15 protein-coding genes are annotated in these 16,955 nt (G+C 66.0%); 6 read left to right on the forward strand and 9 right to left on the reverse strand.

Features of this window, described 5'->3' with window-relative positions; genetic code table 11:
- Positions 1–68: 68 nt before the first annotated feature.
- The 6 genes from NFG58_RS08745 to NFG58_RS08770 all read right to left on the reverse strand — a co-directional run bounded on the left by NFG58_RS08745 (position 69) and on the right by NFG58_RS08770 (position 8,097).
- On the reverse strand, positions 69–1,190 hold the full coding sequence (locus NFG58_RS08745; protein WP_348827993.1) for an aminotransferase class I/II-fold pyridoxal phosphate-dependent enzyme: 1,122 nt from the start codon (positions 1,188–1,190) through the stop codon (positions 69–71).
- Positions 1,191–1,299: 109 nt separating this feature from the next.
- Positions 1,300–2,730: an FAD-binding oxidoreductase gene (locus NFG58_RS08750; protein WP_348827994.1), complete on the reverse strand. Its 1,431-nt coding sequence runs from the start codon at positions 2,728–2,730 to the stop codon at positions 1,300–1,302.
- On the reverse strand, positions 2,730–4,490 hold the full coding sequence (locus NFG58_RS08755) for an ABC transporter ATP-binding protein (RefSeq protein ID WP_348827995.1): 1,761 nt from the start codon (positions 4,488–4,490) through the stop codon (positions 2,730–2,732). Before NFG58_RS08755 ends, NFG58_RS08750 begins: the two co-directional genes overlap by 1 nt.
- 3 nt (positions 4,491–4,493) lie before the next feature.
- Positions 4,494–5,327 (reverse strand): ABC transporter permease, encoded by an 834-nt coding sequence (locus NFG58_RS08760; RefSeq protein WP_045993012.1) that lies wholly within the window; start codon positions 5,325–5,327, stop codon positions 4,494–4,496.
- Positions 5,324–6,304, reverse strand: coding sequence for an ABC transporter permease (locus NFG58_RS08765; protein ID WP_045993011.1), 981 nt, complete (start codon positions 6,302–6,304; stop codon positions 5,324–5,326). Before NFG58_RS08765 ends, NFG58_RS08760 begins: the two co-directional genes overlap by 4 nt.
- A 95-nt stretch (positions 6,305–6,399) precedes the next feature.
- Positions 6,400–8,097: an ABC transporter substrate-binding protein gene (locus NFG58_RS08770; protein ID WP_348827996.1), complete on the reverse strand. Its 1,698-nt coding sequence runs from the start codon at positions 8,095–8,097 to the stop codon at positions 6,400–6,402.
- A gap of 258 nt (positions 8,098–8,355) precedes the next feature.
- On the opposite strand from NFG58_RS08770, the gene NFG58_RS08775 reads away from it, so the two are divergent.
- From NFG58_RS08775 to NFG58_RS08785, 3 genes are all read left to right on the forward strand, one after another.
- A complete protein-coding gene (locus tag NFG58_RS08775; RefSeq protein WP_045993010.1) occupies positions 8,356–9,054 on the forward strand; it encodes a GntR family transcriptional regulator in 699 nt (232 codons plus the stop codon).
- A gap of 182 nt (positions 9,055–9,236) precedes the next feature.
- On the forward strand, positions 9,237–10,544 hold the full coding sequence (locus tag NFG58_RS08780) for an ArgE/DapE family deacylase (RefSeq protein ID WP_348827997.1): 1,308 nt from the start codon (positions 9,237–9,239) through the stop codon (positions 10,542–10,544).
- 536 nt (positions 10,545–11,080) lie between these two features.
- On the forward strand, positions 11,081–11,569 hold the full coding sequence (locus tag NFG58_RS08785) for a lysozyme (protein WP_052704367.1): 489 nt from the start codon (positions 11,081–11,083) through the stop codon (positions 11,567–11,569).
- A gap of 72 nt (positions 11,570–11,641) precedes the next feature.
- Here NFG58_RS08785 and NFG58_RS08790 read toward each other — a convergent pair whose 3' ends face one another.
- Both NFG58_RS08790 and NFG58_RS08795 read right to left on the reverse strand, forming a co-directional pair.
- Positions 11,642–12,262, reverse strand: a complete 621-nt coding sequence (locus NFG58_RS08790; protein WP_045993008.1) for a TetR/AcrR family transcriptional regulator — start codon at positions 12,260–12,262, stop codon at positions 11,642–11,644.
- Positions 12,263–12,392: 130 nt separating this feature from the next.
- On the reverse strand, positions 12,393–12,860 hold the full coding sequence (locus NFG58_RS08795; RefSeq protein ID WP_348827998.1) for a DUF3592 domain-containing protein: 468 nt from the start codon (positions 12,858–12,860) through the stop codon (positions 12,393–12,395).
- 119 nt (positions 12,861–12,979) lie between these two features.
- On the opposite strand from NFG58_RS08795, the gene NFG58_RS08800 reads away from it, so the two are divergent.
- Positions 12,980–13,441, forward strand: a complete 462-nt coding sequence (locus tag NFG58_RS08800) for a TerB family tellurite resistance protein (RefSeq protein ID WP_253028722.1) — start codon at positions 12,980–12,982, stop codon at positions 13,439–13,441.
- 126 nt (positions 13,442–13,567) lie between these two features.
- Positions 13,568–14,809: an FAD-dependent oxidoreductase gene (locus tag NFG58_RS08805; protein ID WP_348827999.1), complete on the forward strand. Its 1,242-nt coding sequence runs from the start codon at positions 13,568–13,570 to the stop codon at positions 14,807–14,809.
- Positions 14,810–15,032: 223 nt separating this feature from the next.
- On the opposite strand, the gene NFG58_RS08810 is transcribed toward NFG58_RS08805, so the two are convergent.
- Positions 15,033–15,575 (reverse strand): hypothetical protein, encoded by a 543-nt coding sequence (locus tag NFG58_RS08810; protein WP_315900896.1) that lies wholly within the window; start codon positions 15,573–15,575, stop codon positions 15,033–15,035.
- Positions 15,576–15,835: 260 nt separating this feature from the next.
- Between NFG58_RS08810 and pyrC the strand changes: the two genes are divergently transcribed.
- On the forward strand, positions 15,836–16,876 hold the full coding sequence (gene pyrC, locus NFG58_RS08815; protein WP_045993004.1) for a dihydroorotase: 1,041 nt from the start codon (positions 15,836–15,838) through the stop codon (positions 16,874–16,876).
- The last annotated feature ends 79 nt before the right edge of the window (positions 16,877–16,955 follow it).

The following is a 16,955-nucleotide window of genomic DNA, read 5'->3' on the forward strand; positions in this document are numbered from 1 at the left end:
CATTGAGGTCTCGCCTGCCATCGAAACCTTGCCTGGAAACTGACTTCTCCATCGCCTCAGTCTTGGCCTCAGACTCCTTCACGCACCGCCTGCTCCAGGCGGGCAAGTCGCCCGGGCTCGAGGGCGTCGGCCACGGCGGTGATGCGCAGCACATGGCCGAGGGCCGGGTGTGCCGGGCGTGCGATCAGCTTGCCTTCGTCCAGCAGGTCGGCGTTGACCCGCTTGGCCAGATCCGCGCCGGCCAGTCGAATGCCGATAAAGTTGGTGCCGCTCTCCAGCACGTCGGCGCCCAGCGCCTTGAAGTGCTCGGCCAGGCGCGCCCGGCGCTCCAGCACCGCCTGGATGTGGGCGTCGGTCTCGTCCTGGTGGTCCAGCACCACCTCGGCGGCGGCCAGGCTCAGGGTCGACACCGCGTAGTGGATGCGCACCTTCATCAGCATCGCCAGGGTGTCGGGCTCGGCGATGGCGTAGCCGACGCGCAGCCCGGCCAGGCCGTGGGCCTTGGACAGGGTGCGACAGCGAATTACCCCCGGCAGGGCGCGGGTAAAACTGGGCTTGGCAGCGTCGTCGCGGAAGTCGTGGTAGGCCTCGTCCAGCAGCAGCCAGCAGTCATCAGGCAGGGCGTCACGCAACCGCGCGACCGTAGCCTCGTCGTGGACGAAGCCGGTGGGGTTGTCCGGGTTGGCCAGGTAAACGAGTCGGGCGTGGTGGCGGTGGGCGGCGTCGATCAGGGCGTCGATGTCCGGCGCCAGGTGGTCGGCGGTCTCCTCGTAGTCGACCTCGATCAGGCGGCAGCCCTGGCCCTTGGCGAAGTAGCCGAAGGTGGGGTAGGTGCCGGCGGAGCTGACCACGCTGGTACCGGCGGGGGCGGTGGCCCGCAGCACCAGCGCCAGCAGGCTGTCGCAGCCGGCGTCCACCAGCAGGGTGTCCAGGTCGAAGCCGTGCAGCCGGACGAGGCGTTCGCGCACGCCCAGGGCTTCGGAGTCACCGTAGCAGTAGACGTGCTCGACCATGGCGTCACCGAAGTGCTCGCGCAGGGCGCGATGGGGCATGTCCAGGCCTTCGTTGGAGCCCAGACGGTGGGGGATCTCCTTGCCGATACGGCGCTTCAGCACCCAGATGCCAGGGAAGGGGTTGTCCGGTCCCGGGGAGTAGAGGTGGTCGGCGAAGGTGGGGGTATCGGATGCCATGGGATGTCCTGTGGGAGTTGGCTTGAAGGGTGCGGAGGCCTGTCAGAGGGTGGTCCGAGAGCGTTACGACAGCGGCCTATGCTAATAGGTCACGTCAGGTCAGGTCAGGTCAGGTCTGTAGCGCGGTCCAGGGCACCACCTTGTGGCGGTTGAGCAGGCCATGGGGGTCGAGGGTGCGCTTGAGTGTTGCCATCAGCGCGAGTTCCTCGGGGCTTCGTGAGATAGCCAGCCAGTCGCGCTTTTCCAGGCCGATGCCGTGCTCGGCGGAGATCGATCCCTTGACCCGGGCCAGCGGCTCGTAGAGGCAGGCCTCGACTTCGTGGCGGGTGTCCGGATCATCGCTGCCCACACCCACCGACAGGTGCAGGTTGCCGTCGCCCAGATGGCCGAACACCGCCAGGCGTACCTGTGGCCAACGGGCCTCGAGGCGTGCCTGGACCTCGGCGACATAGTCCTGCATCTCGCCGATCGGCAGACTGACGTCGAAGGCCATGATCGGCGAGAGCGCCTCCACCAGTCCTTCGATATCATCGCGAATCGCCCAGAGCTTGTCGCGCTGGCTTTCCGACTGGGCGATCGCGGCGTCGACCACCCAGCCCTGTTCGACGGACGCTTCGAGTGCCGCCTCGAACTGCTGGCGGTGGTGGTCCTCGTCGTTGGCCAGGGACTCGACCAGGGCGTAGTAGGGCGCGTCGGTGTCCAGCGGCGGCTGATGACGTTCTTGTTCGGTGATCAGGGCGAAGTGGTTCTGCCACATGGCCTCGAAGGCGGCGAGGCTTCCGCCAAGGCTGTCACGCAGGTGCGCAAGCAACGACGTCATTGAGGTGAAGTCGGGGCAGGCGACCAGCGCGGTGCGGGTGTCGCCAAGCGCCGGCTGCAGCTTGAGCACCGCCCGAGTCACCACGCCCAGGGTGCCTTCGCTGCCGATGAACAGCTGCTTGAGGTCGTAGCCGGCGTTGTTCTTGAGCATCGGGCTCATGGCGCTGATCACCTGGCCATCGGCCAGCACCGCCTCGAGCCCCAGCACCTGCTGGCGCATCATGCCGTAGCGGATCACCCGGTTGCCGCCGGCGTTGGTGGCGATATTGCCACCGATGCTGCAGCTGCCCCGGGCGCCTAGGTCGAGCGCGAACTGCATGCCGACCTCGCGGGCGGCCTCCTGGACCTTCTGCAGCGGCGCGCCGGCCTGCACGGTGATGGTGCCGGCCACCGGGTCGATCTCCTCGATGGCGGCAAGACGCTCGAGTGACAGCGCCAGCTCGTCCGGGGCCGCCTCGGCGCCGTGGACCAGCCCGGTCAGGCCGCCGTGGGTGACGATCGGCTGGCGGGCCTGGTGGCACAGGGCGAGCACCTCTGCCACCTGCTCGGGGGTGCCGGGCCGCACGATGGCCGCGGCGCGACAGGGCGCACCGCTCAGCCAGTCCACCTGGCGGCTTGCCACGTCGTCGCCGGTCAGCACCTGGGCGGCGCCCAGGCGCTCGCGCAGTGTCTCGATCAGCGTGGCAAGCGATGACGATAGTTGCTGGGAGGTGACGGCCATCAGTGGGTGGTCTCCTCTTTGCTGGTCTTGTCATCGGTGGTCTTGTCGCGGCCGGGAATGGCGGCGAGCAGTTCGCGGGTGTAGTCGGCCTGAGGTCGGGTGAAGACTTCCTGGGCGCTGCCCTGTTCGACGATGCGCCCCTTCTGCATGACGATGATGCGATCGCAGATCTGGGCGGCGACGCGCAGGTCGTGGGTGATGAACAGTAGCGACAGCGAGAAGCGTTGCTTCAGGTCCTCGAGCAGCTCCAGCACCTGGGCCTGGATCGATACGTCCAGCGCCGACACCGCTTCATCGGCGACGATCAACTCCGGGTCCAGTGCCAGGGCGCGGGCGATGCCGATGCGCTGGCGCTGACCGCCGGAGAACTCATGAGGGAAGCGGTCGGCGCTGCCGCCAAGCCCCACCAGTTCGAGCAGCTCGTCGGCCTTGGCCAATGCCTGGTCGCGGGGCACGCCGTTGGCGATGGGGCCCTGGGCGATGGCCATGCCCACCCGGGTGCGCGGGTTGAGTGAGGCGTAGGGGTCCTGGAACACCATCTGCACCCGGTGGCGCTGGCGCCGCAGGGCGTCGCCCTTGAGCTCGGACAGGTCTTCGCCGCCGAGCAGGATCTCGCCGCTGTCGGGACGCTCCAGGCGCACGACGCAGCGCCCCAGGGTCGACTTGCCGGAGCCCGACTCGCCGACGATGCCGATGGTCTCGCCGCGTGACAGGGTGAAGCTGACCTCGTCCAGGGCGCGTACCTCACGGGAGGGCTTGAACAGCCCGCCGCGGGAACGGAATACCCGATTCAGGTCGCGTACCTCGAGGATCGGCGTCGGCGCCATCGGCTCGCGCTCGGGCGGTGCGGCGTCGCTGGGAATGGCCTGGATCAGCGCCCGGGTATAGTCGTGACGGGGGTTGTCGAGCACCTCGTCACGGCGACCGATCTCGACGATCCGGCCGTGTCGCATCACGCACACTCGGTTGGCGATCTCGGCGACCACGCCGAAGTCGTGGGTGATGAACATCACCGCCATATGGTGGCGACGTTGCAGGTCGGCGATCAGCTCGAGGATCTGCGCCTGGGTAGTGACGTCCAGCGCGGTGGTGGGCTCATCGGCGATCAGCAGCTTCGGTTCCAGCGCCAGCGCCATGGCGATCATCACCCGCTGACGCTGGCCGCCGGAGAGTTCGAAGGGGTAGGCGCGGATGGCCCGTTCGGGCTGGGGCAGGCGGACTTCCTTGAGTAGCTCCAGCGCCCGGGCCTGACGCTCGGCGCCCCTGAGCTCGCCGTGGGCCTCGAATACCTCGGCGATCTGGTCGCCGATGCGCATCAGCGGGTTGAGGGCGGTCATCGGCTCCTGGAAGATCATGCCGATCTTCTTGCCGCGCAGCGCCCGGTGGCGCTTCTCGTCGAGGGTCAGCACGTCCTCGCCCTCGAACATCACCCGCCCGGCCACCGGGCGCACGCCCTTGGGCAGAAGGCCCATGACGGTGTTGGCGGCCATGGACTTGCCGGAGCCGGATTCGCCCACCACGCACAGGATCTCGCCGGGGCTGACCTCATAGGACAGCTCTTCCACGGCGTATTCGCGATCGGCGCCGGCGGGCAATGCGACGCTCAGGCCCTCGATGCGCAGGATCGGTTCCGGGGCGGGATCGCCGCTGTGATCGCCACAGAGATCGCCGGCGGTGGCGCTCTTCGGCACCTTCTCCGGTTCGCTGCGCGGTGCAGTGGAAGCGCTGGTGCCGCTGGCGCTGTTGTCAAAGGTATTCATGGCTCAGCGCTCCCGTGCGAGTTTGGGGTTGAGGGCGTCATCGAGCCCTTCGCCGACCAGGTTCAGCGCCAGCACGGTCAACAGGATCGCAAGGCCGGGGAAGAACGACAGCCACCAGGCCTGGCGGATCACGGTGCGCGCAGCGCCGATCATGTAGCCCCAGGACATCACGTTGGGGTCACCGAGGCCGAGAAACGACAGCGCCGACTCCAGCAGGATGGCGGTAGCCACCATCAGCGAGGCCAGCACGATGATCGGCGACAGGGTGTTGGGCAGGATCTGGCGCAGGATGATCTGGGTGTTGGTCTGGCCGACCAGGCGCGCCGCCTCGACGTATTCGCGATGGCGCAGCGACATGAACTCGGCGCGCACCAGGCGGGCCACCGGCGGCCAGCTGACGATGGCGATGGCAAGCACGATGGAGGTCACGCTGGGCTGCATGATCGCTACCAGCACGATGGCCAGGGCGAAGTTGGGGATGGTCTGGAAGAACTCGGTGAAGCGCATCAGAGCGTCGTCCACCAGGCCGCCGTAGTAGCCGGCGATGGCGCCCAGCGGCACGCCGATGGCCAGCGCCACGGCGGTGGACACCAGGCCGATCAGCAGCGATACCCAGGCGCCGTGCATCAGTCCGGCGGCGACGTTGCGGCCCATGGTGTCGGTGCCGAGCCAGAAGCCGTCCTGGGCCAGCGGCGGCAGGAAGGGGCGCTGCACCATGCGCCAGGGGGATTCCGGGAACAACACCGGGGCCAGCACGGCCATCAGGATGATCGCCCACAGGATAATCAGTCCCACCAGGGCGCCTCGGTTCTGGGCGAAACGGGCGAAGAAACTCATGCGGCGGCCCCCTTGATGCGTGGATCGGCCAGTCGATAGACCAGGTCGGTGGCGATGTTGAACAGGATCACTAGGGCGGCGGAGAAGAAAAAGATGCCGAGCAGCAGGTTGTAGTCACGCTGCATCAGCGCCTCGTACATCAGCCGGCCGATGCCCGGCCAGGCGAATACTGTCTCGGTGAGGATGGCGCCGCCGACCATCTGGCCGGCCTGCAGCCCCGCCAGGGTGATGATCGGCAACAGGGCGTTGCGCAGGATATGGCGGCGCTGAATGACCCTCGGCGCCAGGCCCTTGGCCTTGGCGGTCTTGACGAAGTCCTGCTGGGCGGCGTCGAGCATCGAGGCGCGGGTCATGCGCGTATAGATGGCCATGAAGAACAGGCCCAGGGTGGTGGCCGGCAGCACCAGATGCTTGGCCACGTCCAGGGCGTAGGCCAGGCCTTCCAGGTTGGCGCCGACGGTGAACATGCCGTAGGCGGGCAGCCAGTCCAGGTACACCGAGAACAGCACCACCGCCATCAGCGCCACCCAGAACAGCGGCGTGGCGTAGAACAGCAGGGCCAGCGCCATGATCAGCGAGCCCGAGGCCTTCTTGACGCGCATCGCGGCCATGGAGCCGGCGAGGATGCCGAGCACCAGCGACAGCACGAAGGCGGTACCGGTCAGCAGCAGGGTGGCGGGCAGGCGGTCGAGGATCAGGTCCAGCACCGGCATCTGCTGGCGGTAGGAGTAGCCGAAGTCCAGGGTCAGGATGCCGGACACGTAGTGCCACAGCTGGACATACATGGGCTGGTCCAGCCCGAACTGCTCGCGCAGCTGGGCGATGAAGGCTTCATCGGCGGCCCCGGCTTCCCCGGCCAGGATGGCCGCCGGGTCGCCGGGGGCGAGCTGGATCAGCACGAAATTGAACACGACGATCAGCAGCAGCACGATGGCGGCCTTCAACAGTCGTGAAATGATCAGGCGGGCGTAGAGCATGGTGAGGTCCCGGGCAGTAAGCCTGTGGTGATGGCAGCAGCAAAATCAGGGCTGGCGCGGCCCGTGGTGGGCCGCGCCGTATCGCCTTTTTTGGCTCAGTCGGCGATCCAGGCGTCCTTGAAGCCGTCGTTGACGCCCACCGCCGAGGTCACCAGATTGTTGACGTTGCAGCGGTAGATGGTCGGGAAGCCGAGCTCCAGCAACCAGCCGAGCGGTGCGTCCTCGAGCAGGATCTGCTGCACCTCGTGGTAGAGACGCTCACGCTCGCTGTCCGGATAGGCAGTGGCGGCGGCGTTGAACAGCTCATCTACCTCGGGGTTCTGGTAGCCCTCGACGTTGTTCCAGGGGGAGCCCTTCTCGGTGTTGGTGGACAGGTAGGTCCGCGAGATGCCGAGCGCCGGGTCGCCGTACTGGTACAGGTAGGTGAAGGCCAGGTCGAAGTCGCGCTCACCCAGGCGCTGGTTCCAGCCGCCCACGTCGGTGGCCTCGGTGCGCACGTTGATGCCCACCTCCTTGAGGTTCTGCTGTACCGCCTCGGCCCAGCGATTCCAGGTCTCGCCGTAGGGCAGCGGCAGCAGGGTGACTTCCTCGCCGTCGTACCCCATCTCGTCGAGCAGTTCCTCGGCCTTGTCCGGGTCGTAGCTGTAGCCCTCGAGGCCCGGGTCATTGAACTTGGCGTTGGAGCCAAACGGCCCTGCCGGCACCTGGCCCATGCCATTCCACAGCACGTCGCGGGCGAACTCGCGGTCCATGGCGTACATCACCGCCTGGCGGAAGCGCTTGTCGGCGGTCGGTCCTTCACGATTGTTCATCCACAGCATGGCGAAGGGGCTGAAGTACTCGTGGCCCTTCTCGGTCACGCAGGTGTTGTCCATGGCGGTCAGCCGGGGGACGTCGAAGTTCTCCACGGTGCCGTAGGGCAGCACGTCGACGGTACCGTTCTCGTAGGCCACCGCGCGGGAGGCGCCGTCCGGGATGACGTGCCAGTTGATGCCATCGAGGTAGGGCAGGCCTTCCTCGTAGTAGTCATCGAAGCGGGTCAGCTTGATGACGGTGCCGCGGTCCCAGCTGTCGAACTGGAACGGGCCGGTGCCGATGGGATGGTTGTTGGCCTCGTTGTTGCGGAAGTCAGTGCCGGCGTAGATGTGCTCGGGCACCATGGTGAAGGTGCCGGCCTCGAACGAGATCAGGAAGGGGCCGAAGGGCTTCTTCAGGGTGAACACCACGGTGTGGTCGTCGGTCGCCTCGATGCTCTCGACGTGCTCGAGCACCGCACGGGCGCTGGGGTTCAAGTCGCGGTGGAAGACGTCGGCGGAGAACACCACGTCTTCGGCGGTGAAGGCCTCGCCGTCATGCCACTTGGCGTTTTCCTGAAGGTGGAAGGTGTAGGTCAGGCCGTCTTCGCTGACCTCCCAGCTCTTGGCCAGTTGCGGCATCGGCTCCATGTCGGTGGAGTAGCGCAGCAGGCCTTCGTAGATGTTGCCGGCCACCGTGCGGGTTGGGGCGTTCTGGATCATGCCCAGCACCAGGCCCGGCGGCTCCGGCTGGATGATGGTGTCGATGACACCGCCGCGCTGGGGTTCCTGGGTGGCCTCTTGCTGGGCGTCCTGGCCGTCGTCCTGGGCCAGCGCCGGGGTGGCCGCCAGCGGCAGCAGGGCGGCGAGCCCCAGCGTCAGCAGGGAGGCGTTGAAGCGAGAGGCGCGTGCCTGAGTCGAGCTTGCCCGGGGCGAGGGGGACAGCGGCGAGCAAGATGGCAGAAAGGCGACGCGGGGGTGGCGGGAGTTCGAGGTCATATCAGGGCACCTTGGTGGCCCGGAGGTGTTGCCAGAGGTGCGTGAAACCAGGGGCAGAAAGCGCCGCCAGTGCGCTGTTGCCGGGCTTTCGCGTCGCTGAGGCCAGCTCCGGGACTGTTGTTGTTGGGGATTTCCGTAAGCCCTTTAGAACCTAGCAGCCTCGGCACAAACTGTCGACAGTCGGCAATCGACTGTTGTTCGGCGCTGGATGCGGTCATACTGGGGTATGACCCTTCAGGCCAACTACGGGAGTCGAGCATGGCCAATCCTCGGGACCCCTCAGCCGCGCCCTTCGTGGTTCAGCGCAACCTGGTGGACCAGGTGGTCGACTACTTGACCGAGGCGATCCTGGCCTCGCGCTTCGCACCGGGCGAGCGGTTGTCGGAGGCGGGGCTGGCGGCGGAGCTCGGCATCAGCCGGGCCCCGGTACGCGAGGCCGCCAGGCTGATGGAGAGCCGTGGCTTGCTGGTATCGCGACCGCGGCGCGGGTTCTTCGTGCGTACCCTGGATGTGGCCGAGCTGAGCGACGTCTTCGATCTACGCATCGGTCTGGAACGCCACGCCTTCGAGCGTGTGATGACGCGCTTCGACGCGGCTATCGAGCAGCGTCTGCATCGGCAGATCAGTCGTCTGTGCGAGGTCGCCGCCGGTGATGACGAGGGGCTCAAGATCGAGGAGGACCTGGCCTTTCATCGCCTGGTGTTCGAGCTGGCCGACAACGCCCGGCTGGCACGTGCCTTCGACGACCTGAGCTTCGAGCTGCGGCTGTGCATCACCCTGATCACCCGTACCCACGAGACCCCCGAAAGCATCGCCGCCTCCCACTGGCGGCTGCTGGAGGCACTGAAGAGCGGTGATCCTCAGCGCTGCCGGGACGAGGTGGACTACCATATTGGCGTGGCCAGGGACTCGGTGATCGAGCGGTTGGCCGATCACGCCGGGGTGGCGCGTGGCTGAACGAGTGGGCGACGTCGGGAGTGACGTCGTGGCTCAAATATAGTGAGGGAAGTCCTGGTCGAACGGTGGGCCCAGGGCCGCGGCTAGAGCCTGTATCGGGTGCGGTGGGCTTGTGCTGCAGGTGCTCGAAGGTGCATAACTAGTAAGCGTAAAACACATTTAACATGCGGAATTTGCCGTCAATGACGACACCACAACTATCCACCGATGCCCTGGACGCCAACGAACGGCGGCTGCTCGATGCCTGCGACGACTTGATGCCGGAGACCCTTGCCCTGACCAGCGCTCTGGTGCGCGAGTACAGCGTGCTGGGGGCGGAGGCCGGGGTACTTGAGGTGATGGAAAGCCATCTGCTGGACATGGGGCTGCCTGTCGAGCGCGTCCCACTGCCCGAGAAAGGCGCAGATGCCGAGCAGGCACCGGTGGCCAGGGGCGTCGACCGACACAACCTGATCTCGGTGATCAACGGCACCTCGTCCAGGCCGCACCTGATCTTCAACGGCCACCTGGACGTGGTGCCGGCGGAGCCGCTGTCGATGTGGTCTCGTCCGCCCTGGGAAGCCTGGCAGGAGGATGGCTGGCTATACGGGCGCGGCGCCGGCGACATGAAGGCCGGCATCGCCGCCATGGTGACGGCGGTGGCGGCGATGAAGCGGGCGGGGCTCGAGATCGATTTTCCGCTGACGCTGCAGACGGTGATCGAGGAAGAGTGCACCGGCCATGGTGCGCTGGCCTGCCTGGCCCGTGACGGCCGCGGCGACTTTGCGCTGATTCCCGAGCCGTTCGGGGCGACCCTGACCACGGCTCAGATCGGCACCCTGTGGTTCAAGGTGTCGCTGGACGGGGTGCCGGCCCACGTGCTGGATACCGCCGCCGGGGCCAACGCCATCGAGGCGATCCAGTCGGTGGTGGCGCCGCTCAAGGCACTGGAGGCGGAACTGAACGCCGGGCGCGAGCCGCCATATGACGAGATCGAGCACCCGTTCAACCTGAATATCGGCAAGATCGAAGGGGGCAACTGGGCGTCCAGCGTGCCGTCCCGAGCGACCCTGGAGGGGCGCATCGGCTTCGCGCCCGAAGTCCGGGTGGAAGACATCATGGAAAAGGTGCGGCGCTGCGTCGAGGCGGCCAGCGCCTCGCTGGGCCCGGGCATCTCCGGACTGGACGTCGAGTTTCACGGTTTTCGCTCCGAGGGCCACCACGTCGACACCGACAGCCCCGGAGTCGCCCTGCTGGCCGATTGCCATCGTGCCCTGACCGGTGAAGAGCTGCCCTCGGTGGCGTTGACCTGCACCACGGATCTGCGAGCGCTCAATCGACACGGCATCGCCGGGACCTGCTACGGGCCCGTAGCCGAACGCATCCATGGCATCGATGAGCGGGTCGAGATTGCCTCTATCCAGCACACCCTCAAGGCCTACGCGCTATTTCTGTATCGCTGGGGGCGCTGGGCCGAGGGCCAGGCCGCTTCCGATACCTGTCCGCAGTGATACCCATAGTCCGGCCAGCGCTGGCCCGGCCAGCCCTGGCCGGGCCCTCACGATCGCTGTGCAAGCCTGGCCTGCACGCTCGGTCCACAAGCTCAGCCTGCAAGCTCAGCGCGAAAGCCTGACCCGCAGGCCTGTCGGCAAGACCCGCCCGCCAAATCCCTCGCCTCAAGCTCGACCCGCCAAGGTTGACTGGGCCGAGCACTTTCGTCTGTGACCGCCGAACGACTCGGTTTCTGTTGTCCTGAGTCGGGGTTTTGCCGTCAGCAGGCTGCCAATCTGAAGGCGTTGCTCCATGGAGTGGAGCGGCGGGTGCTGCACGCGCGGTCTCAGGAATGTCGACCTTTCATGCAGAGCCCGCGTCAATTGGCACGGAGGGTGGCATGGCAACACAAGTGGGCAGCAAGGATGAACCGGAGGATAATCTCGCAGCCAGCGGGAAAAGGCGTACAGGGCCGAGACCGGTTTCGCTCTACGATGCGATCGACGCGGAGGTCAGGCCTCCGCCCGGTCGGCTGAGCCCGAGAGGGCGGCGATGGTTGATCAACGCCGAGGGCTGCCGGCTGATGCCCTATCTCGACCTGAGTGGAGCGCCCATCCACCACTGGCAGAAGGGGGCGACGATCGGTGTGGGCCATCTGATCATTCGACAGCAGTGGCCGCGGTTTGCCAACGGCATCGACAGGAACTGGGCGGAGTCACTGTTGCGCCAGGACCTGCGGCACGTGGAGCTTGGGGTGCTCGATCGCCTCGAGGCCTGTCGTCCCTGGGTGGGCGCGCGAGGTCTTCGTCAGCACCAGTTCGATGCCCTGGTGTTGCTGGCCTTCAATATCGGACTGGCGGCATTTTCGAACTCTTCACTGGTGGCCATGCTGTGTGATTCCCGTACCGTGACCCCCTACGCGACGCTTGAACAGGCGTGGCTTGCCTGGAAGTACGCTGGCGGCGAGGTGATGCCAGGACTGGAGCGGCGTCGCGCCGAGGAGTGGCGCATCTTTAAAGAGGGTGACTACGGGCCTGACATCTAGGCAAGTTTTCTTGTAGGGAGCCCGCTAGAAGAGGTGCCCGAAGCGGGGTGGGGCAAGGAGTCAGCCCTATCTTCAAGTCGGTGCATGCCCCGCCAGAAAAAGCTCGGTCGCGTAGCGTGCGCGGTGGTCTCTCGCCTCCAGTGTCAGCGAGGGTGGGCGCCCGACCAGCGAATCGAGCATCCATTCCCCGAGCACCATGCCGGTAAACAAGCCGGCCGAGGTGCGCGGGTCCTTTACCACCAGCTTGCCGCGGGCATGCTGGTCGCGCAGGTAGTCGGCCAGTTCACGGCGGGTACGATCCGGGCCGTGATCGAGAAACAGTGCTCCCAGCTCCGGGGCGCGCTCGGCCTCGGCGGCGATGCCACGAATCAGGCGGATGTTGGCGTTTGGCAGCGCCAGGTCGATCAGGTCTCGGGCAAGCTCCTCCAGCACCTCTTGCGGCGGACGCTCGCCGGCCTGTCCCAGTCGACACCAGACACTGGACGCCTGGGCTTCCAGGGCCGCGGTGAACAGCCCCTCCTTGTTGCCGAATAGCTTGTAGAGGGTGCTTAGCGAGCCGCCCGCGCGGGCGACGATGTCATTGACGCTGGCGCCGGCGTAGCCCTTGTCCAGGAATACCTCGCGGGCGGCGGCCAGCAGCCGCTGGCGGCGGGCCTCGCCCTTCGGTGTAGAGCATGAATCTGCGGACGTCATCGTGGCTTCCATCAATCCAGGAGGGGGCGATATCAGGCTGTCGGGACGATTGTAGTCTGCATTACACATTCATGTTTCAACGCCAGGTTGTACGGGGGGCTGGCGACAGCGAGTGGGCGTGCGGCGTGATTCAGGTCTTGAACGAGAACAGGGCAAAGGCGCCGAGGCTTGCCACCAGCAGGAAACCCGCCAGGCCGATGCGGCCCCAGGGCAGTGAGGCGTTGCCCAGATGCATCAGCTCAGGCTTGCGCGGTGAATAGCGCACACGCACGACGCTACCTACGGGGTAGCCGGCGATGTAGGCATCGGCGTCTTCCTGTCGGGTGAAGGAGGGAACGCCATCGAATCCCGCGTTGTCGGATTGAATACGCCGACCGTCGATGGTGGCTTCGAAGCGCAGCACTGCCAGGTAACGCCTTTGCTGATCGTCTCGCTCGCGCTGGTGGCGCTGGGCTTCCGCCAGCCGGACCTCGGCGTGGGTCACGGTGGCCTCGGTGGTCGGCCAGCGGTTGATGTCGCGGACCTTGTACGCGCCGACGCCGGCGATGACGGCGCCGATCAGAGCGGCGAGGGAGACGATCAGCAGCGGATGAGGCATGGTGGTATTCCGAATGAGCCCATGAATGTCGAGGGCGAAGCAGGGGGCGCCGTCACGGGCGGTTCATGAGCCTCCTGGAAAGCGCAACTCCTGGAAGGCGCAACAACGAGGAAAACACGATGACGATGATGGCGTCCCTGAAGCGTTGGATCAATGATGTGGCGCAGCAAGAGGATGCGTCGTCCAGGGTGGACCTGTCACTGGCCACGGCGGTGTTGCTGTGCGAGGTGATTCGTGCGGACTACCGCCTGGATGACAGCGAGATCCATCTGATGCGCAGCCAGCTCAAGGAACAGTTCGAACTCGAGGACGAAGCGCTGGACGAGCTGATGACACTGGCTCGGGAAGAGGCCGAGGGTGCGGTGGATCATCACCGCTTCGTGCGTGAGTTGCGTGATCGCACCGGCTATCAGGACCGGGTGGCGCTGGTACAGCAGATGTGGGCGCTGGCGTTTGCCGACGGCGAGAAGGATGCCCTGGAGGAACACCGTATTCGCGCCCTGGCGGAGTTGTTGCACGTCAGCCACTCGGACTTCGTGCGCACCCGCATCGTCGAACAGAATCGCGCCGAGGGTGTGTAGCGAAGGTCTTGGCGCTACAATAAGTTTTTCTGCATATTACGCCGTGGTCGCCATGGTTTTACTGGCGACGGGCGGCGTGTCCAGGTAATCACTCGTCATCAGACGTTATAGGACAAGGAGGGAATGATGTCGCGCAAGATGGTGGTAGTGGGAGCCGGCATGGTCGGTGTGTCGGTGGCGTGGCATCTGAGGCGCCGTGGCCACCAGGTCACACTTGTCGACCGCCGTGAGCCCGGTCGCGAGACCTCCTACGGCAACGCCGGCATCATCCAGCGCGAGGCGGTGCGTCCCTATGCCTTCCCGCGCGATCTGGCGACCTTGTTGCGGGTGGTACCCAATCGTCAGATCGACATTCGCTATCGGCCGGGCGCGATGTTCGCAAGCGCCGGGACGCTGCTCAAGTACTGGCAGAACTCGGCGCCCGCCCGTTACGAACAGATCGTACCGGAGTACGCCTCGCTGATAGGCGGCTGCCTGGAGGCCCACTCGGCGATGATCGAGGCTTCCGGTGCCGACGCGCTGGTACGTCGCCAAGGCTGGCTCGAGGTCTATCGGAGCAGCAAGGCGCTGGGCGAGCGAGCGGCCCAGGCTGAGTTGGATGCCAAGCGCTTCGGCATCCGCTTCGACTACCTCGACAGCGAGGCGCTGGCGCGCCTTGAGCCGGATCTGGAGCCCGGACTTGCCGGGGCGATCCACTGGCTCGATCCCTGGACGGTGGCAAATCCGGGTGATCTGGTGGCCGCCTACGCCAAGTCATTTTCCGATAATGGCGGTGAGATCATCCAGGCGGACGTCACCGATGTGCGCCGGCAGGGCGATACCTGGCGCATCGACACTTCGGGCGACACCCTGGAGGCAGATGGGCTGGTGATGGCGTTGGGTCCCTGGTCACAGGACTGGATGAAGGCCCTGGGTCTGTCGATCCCGCTGTTCGTCAAGCGTGGCTACCATATGCACTATGGTCAGTCGGATGACGCCAGGCTGACCCACTGGGTGATGGACGCCGAGGTAGGCTATCTGCTGGCGCCCATGAGCAGCGGGATTCGCCTGACCACGGGGGCCGAGCTCGAGCGCCTTGATGCGCCGGCCCACCTGGAACAGCTGGAGGCAGCGGAGCAGCAGGCACGCAAGCTGTTTCCGCTGGGGCAGCGTCTCGAGCCCACGCCGTGGAAAGGCGCCAGACCCTGTACCCCGGACATGAAGCCGGTTATCGGTGGCGTACCCGGGCAGTCAGGCTTGTGGCTGGCCTGTGGCCACGGTCATCAGGGCTTCACCCTGGGCCCGGTGACCGGCAAGCTGCTGGCGCAGGTCATCGATGGCGAGCAGCCGGACATCGACATGGCGCCGTTCAGGGTAGACCGCTTCTGATCCCGCGCTGGCGCCGGCCCATGCCGGAAGTGCGTTAGCGCCGTCCCATGCTGGTAGTCCGGGGCCATGCCGCCTCTGCAAGGGGCGGTATGGCGTGGCTGTCAGCGAGGGCGAAAGAGGTGGGGAAGCGGCGGGCAAGCGCCGTTGTCGGCGGCGGCGGGGCTGGTCAGGTTGGGGCCAGTCGGTGACCAGACATCGGCCCCGTCATGATCTGAGGCCTTTATCAGGCCTCGTCGGCGTCCCGACGGTGAAGGCCGGAGGCTGAGTTACCGTCGTTCGAGGTATCGTTCGAGGTAGCGTTCGCGCTATTGGTCGAGCTATGGGTCGAAAGAGCGGGCTCAGCGCCGGATGACCCGCGGCGATCGGCCAGGGCGCGTGCCAGCAGCTTGATCAGCAGCGTCACCAGGAACACCAGCCAGCTTGCCGTCGCCAGTACATTGAACAGCAGCATCTTCTGGGCGCCGCTCATCGGTGTAATCAGATGGTCGATGCCGATGGCCAGCAGAAACGCCAGGTTCAGCGGCAGCGCCAGGATGTGCATCCACATCTCCGTGCGCCGCTTGCGGACGTGGTAGCGGCCCAGCATCACCCGCACCGGGCGGTGAACGAAGCTTACCAGGATCATGCTTCCGAGCAGCAGCAGGGCGGCCAGGGCCGGCTCGGCGCTGCCGATATGCAGCGACACGCTGATCGACCAGTAAAGCATCAGCCACATCAGGCCTGCCAGGGTGGCGACGAGGTCGGCGTAGTGACGAACCTTGGGCATGTAACTCTCGCTAGGATGTTTCTGTAATAAGTCTGCGCGCGGCCAGAGGCCCTGGGACTCGTCGGCTCGTTGACGGCGCCTTGACAACGTATCGCCCCGGACATCGATGGTAACGTGCCGCGACTCCTCGACGGTGCGGATCAGATCCGGGCGCATGTCCCTCGAATGATACGCGAAATCTCACCCCGTTTGGGCCATGAAACCTTGCCCTTTACGGTATACTGCGCCCGACCATGGATCACTCGACGACAGGATAACAAGTGACTGCGATTACCTTGACCCGGCCCGACGACTGGCACCTCCACCTGCGCGACGGCGTCGCTCTGGCCTCCGTGGTGGCCGATACCGCCCGCCAGATGGGCCGTGCGATCATCATGCCGAACCTCAAGCCGCCGGTGACCAATCTGGACCAGGCACTGGACTACCGCCAACGCATCTTGGCTGCCTTGCCTGCGGAAAGCCAGTTCGAACCGCTGATGACCCTCTATCTTACCGATCGCACCACTTCGGAAGACATCGAGACGGCCTGGGGCAGCGGCAAAGTGCAGGCGGTCAAGCTGTATCCGGCCGGGGCCACCACCAATTCCGACTCAGGCGTGACCGATCTGCGTCACTGCGAGGAAGCGGTAGCCACCATGGCGCGGCTGGGGATGCCGTTGCTGGTGCATGGCGAGGTGACCGATCACGAGATCGACATCTTCGATCGCGAGGCGGTGTTCATCGAGCGGGTCATGAAGCCGCTGCTGTCCCGTCATCCTGACCTCAAGGTGGTTTTTGAGCATATTACCACCGCCGACGCGGCGCGCTTCGTGGCCGAGTCGCCGTCGAATATCGGCGCGACCATCACCGCTCATCACCTGCTCTACAACCGCAACCATATGCTGGTGGGCGGGATTCGCCCGCACTACTACTGCCTGCCGATCCTCAAGCGCGAGCGTCATCGGGAGGCGCTGATCGAGGCGGCGACCTCGGGCGACAAGAGCTTCTTCCTCGGCACCGACAGCGCGCCTCATGCCCGTCACGACAAGGAAAGTGACTGTGGCTGTGCCGGCGCCTATACCGCGCTGACGGCCATCGAGCTGTACGCCACCGCCTTTGAACAGGCCGGCGCGCTGGATCGGCTGGAAGGGTTCGCCAGTCACCACGGTCCCGACTTCTATGGCCTGCCGCGCAACAGCGACTCGATCACCCTGGACAAGGTCGAGTGGCAGGTTCCGGCAGAACTGCCGTTTGGCGAAGGCAAGACGCTGGTACCGCTGCGTGCCGGTGAAACCCTGGGCTGGAAGATGCGCCAGGACTGACAGACCTGATGCGATGACCTGGCGTGGCGACCTCGAGCCGCGGCCTGGTACCCGGACCTCATACTCGGATGAGATGTTC

The organism is Halomonas sp. RT37 (assembly GCF_040070525.1).
Taxonomy (GTDB): domain Bacteria; phylum Pseudomonadota; class Gammaproteobacteria; order Pseudomonadales; family Halomonadaceae; genus Halomonas; species Halomonas litopenaei.

Bases quoted from the DNA above. Each gene is read 5' to 3' on its own strand.
- NFG58_RS08745 (WP_348827993.1), bottom strand. From the start codon at position 1,190: ATGGCATCCGATACCCCCACCTTCGCCGACCACCTCTACTCCCCGGGA.
- NFG58_RS08750 (WP_348827994.1), bottom strand. From the start codon at position 2,730: ATGGCCGTCACCTCCCAGCAACTATCGTCATCGCTTGCCACGCTGATC.
- NFG58_RS08755 (WP_348827995.1), bottom strand. From the start codon at position 4,490: ATGAATACCTTTGACAACAGCGCCAGCGGCACCAGCGCTTCCACTGCA.
- NFG58_RS08760 (WP_045993012.1), bottom strand. From the start codon at position 5,327: ATGAGTTTCTTCGCCCGTTTCGCCCAGAACCGAGGCGCCCTGGTGGGA.
- NFG58_RS08765 (WP_045993011.1), bottom strand. From the start codon at position 6,304: ATGCTCTACGCCCGCCTGATCATTTCACGACTGTTGAAGGCCGCCATC.
- NFG58_RS08770 (WP_348827996.1), bottom strand. From the start codon at position 8,097: ATGACCTCGAACTCCCGCCACCCCCGCGTCGCCTTTCTGCCATCTTGC.
- NFG58_RS08775 (WP_045993010.1), top strand. From the start codon at position 8,356: ATGGCCAATCCTCGGGACCCCTCAGCCGCGCCCTTCGTGGTTCAGCGC.
- NFG58_RS08780 (WP_348827997.1), top strand. From the start codon at position 9,237: ATGACGACACCACAACTATCCACCGATGCCCTGGACGCCAACGAACGG.
- NFG58_RS08790 (WP_045993008.1), bottom strand. From the start codon at position 12,262: ATGACGTCCGCAGATTCATGCTCTACACCGAAGGGCGAGGCCCGCCGC.
- NFG58_RS08795 (WP_348827998.1), bottom strand. From the start codon at position 12,860: ATGCCTCATCCGCTGCTGATCGTCTCCCTCGCCGCTCTGATCGGCGCC.
- NFG58_RS08800 (WP_253028722.1), top strand. From the start codon at position 12,980: ATGACGATGATGGCGTCCCTGAAGCGTTGGATCAATGATGTGGCGCAG.
- NFG58_RS08805 (WP_348827999.1), top strand. From the start codon at position 13,568: ATGTCGCGCAAGATGGTGGTAGTGGGAGCCGGCATGGTCGGTGTGTCG.
- NFG58_RS08810 (WP_315900896.1), bottom strand. From the start codon at position 15,575: ATGCCCAAGGTTCGTCACTACGCCGACCTCGTCGCCACCCTGGCAGGC.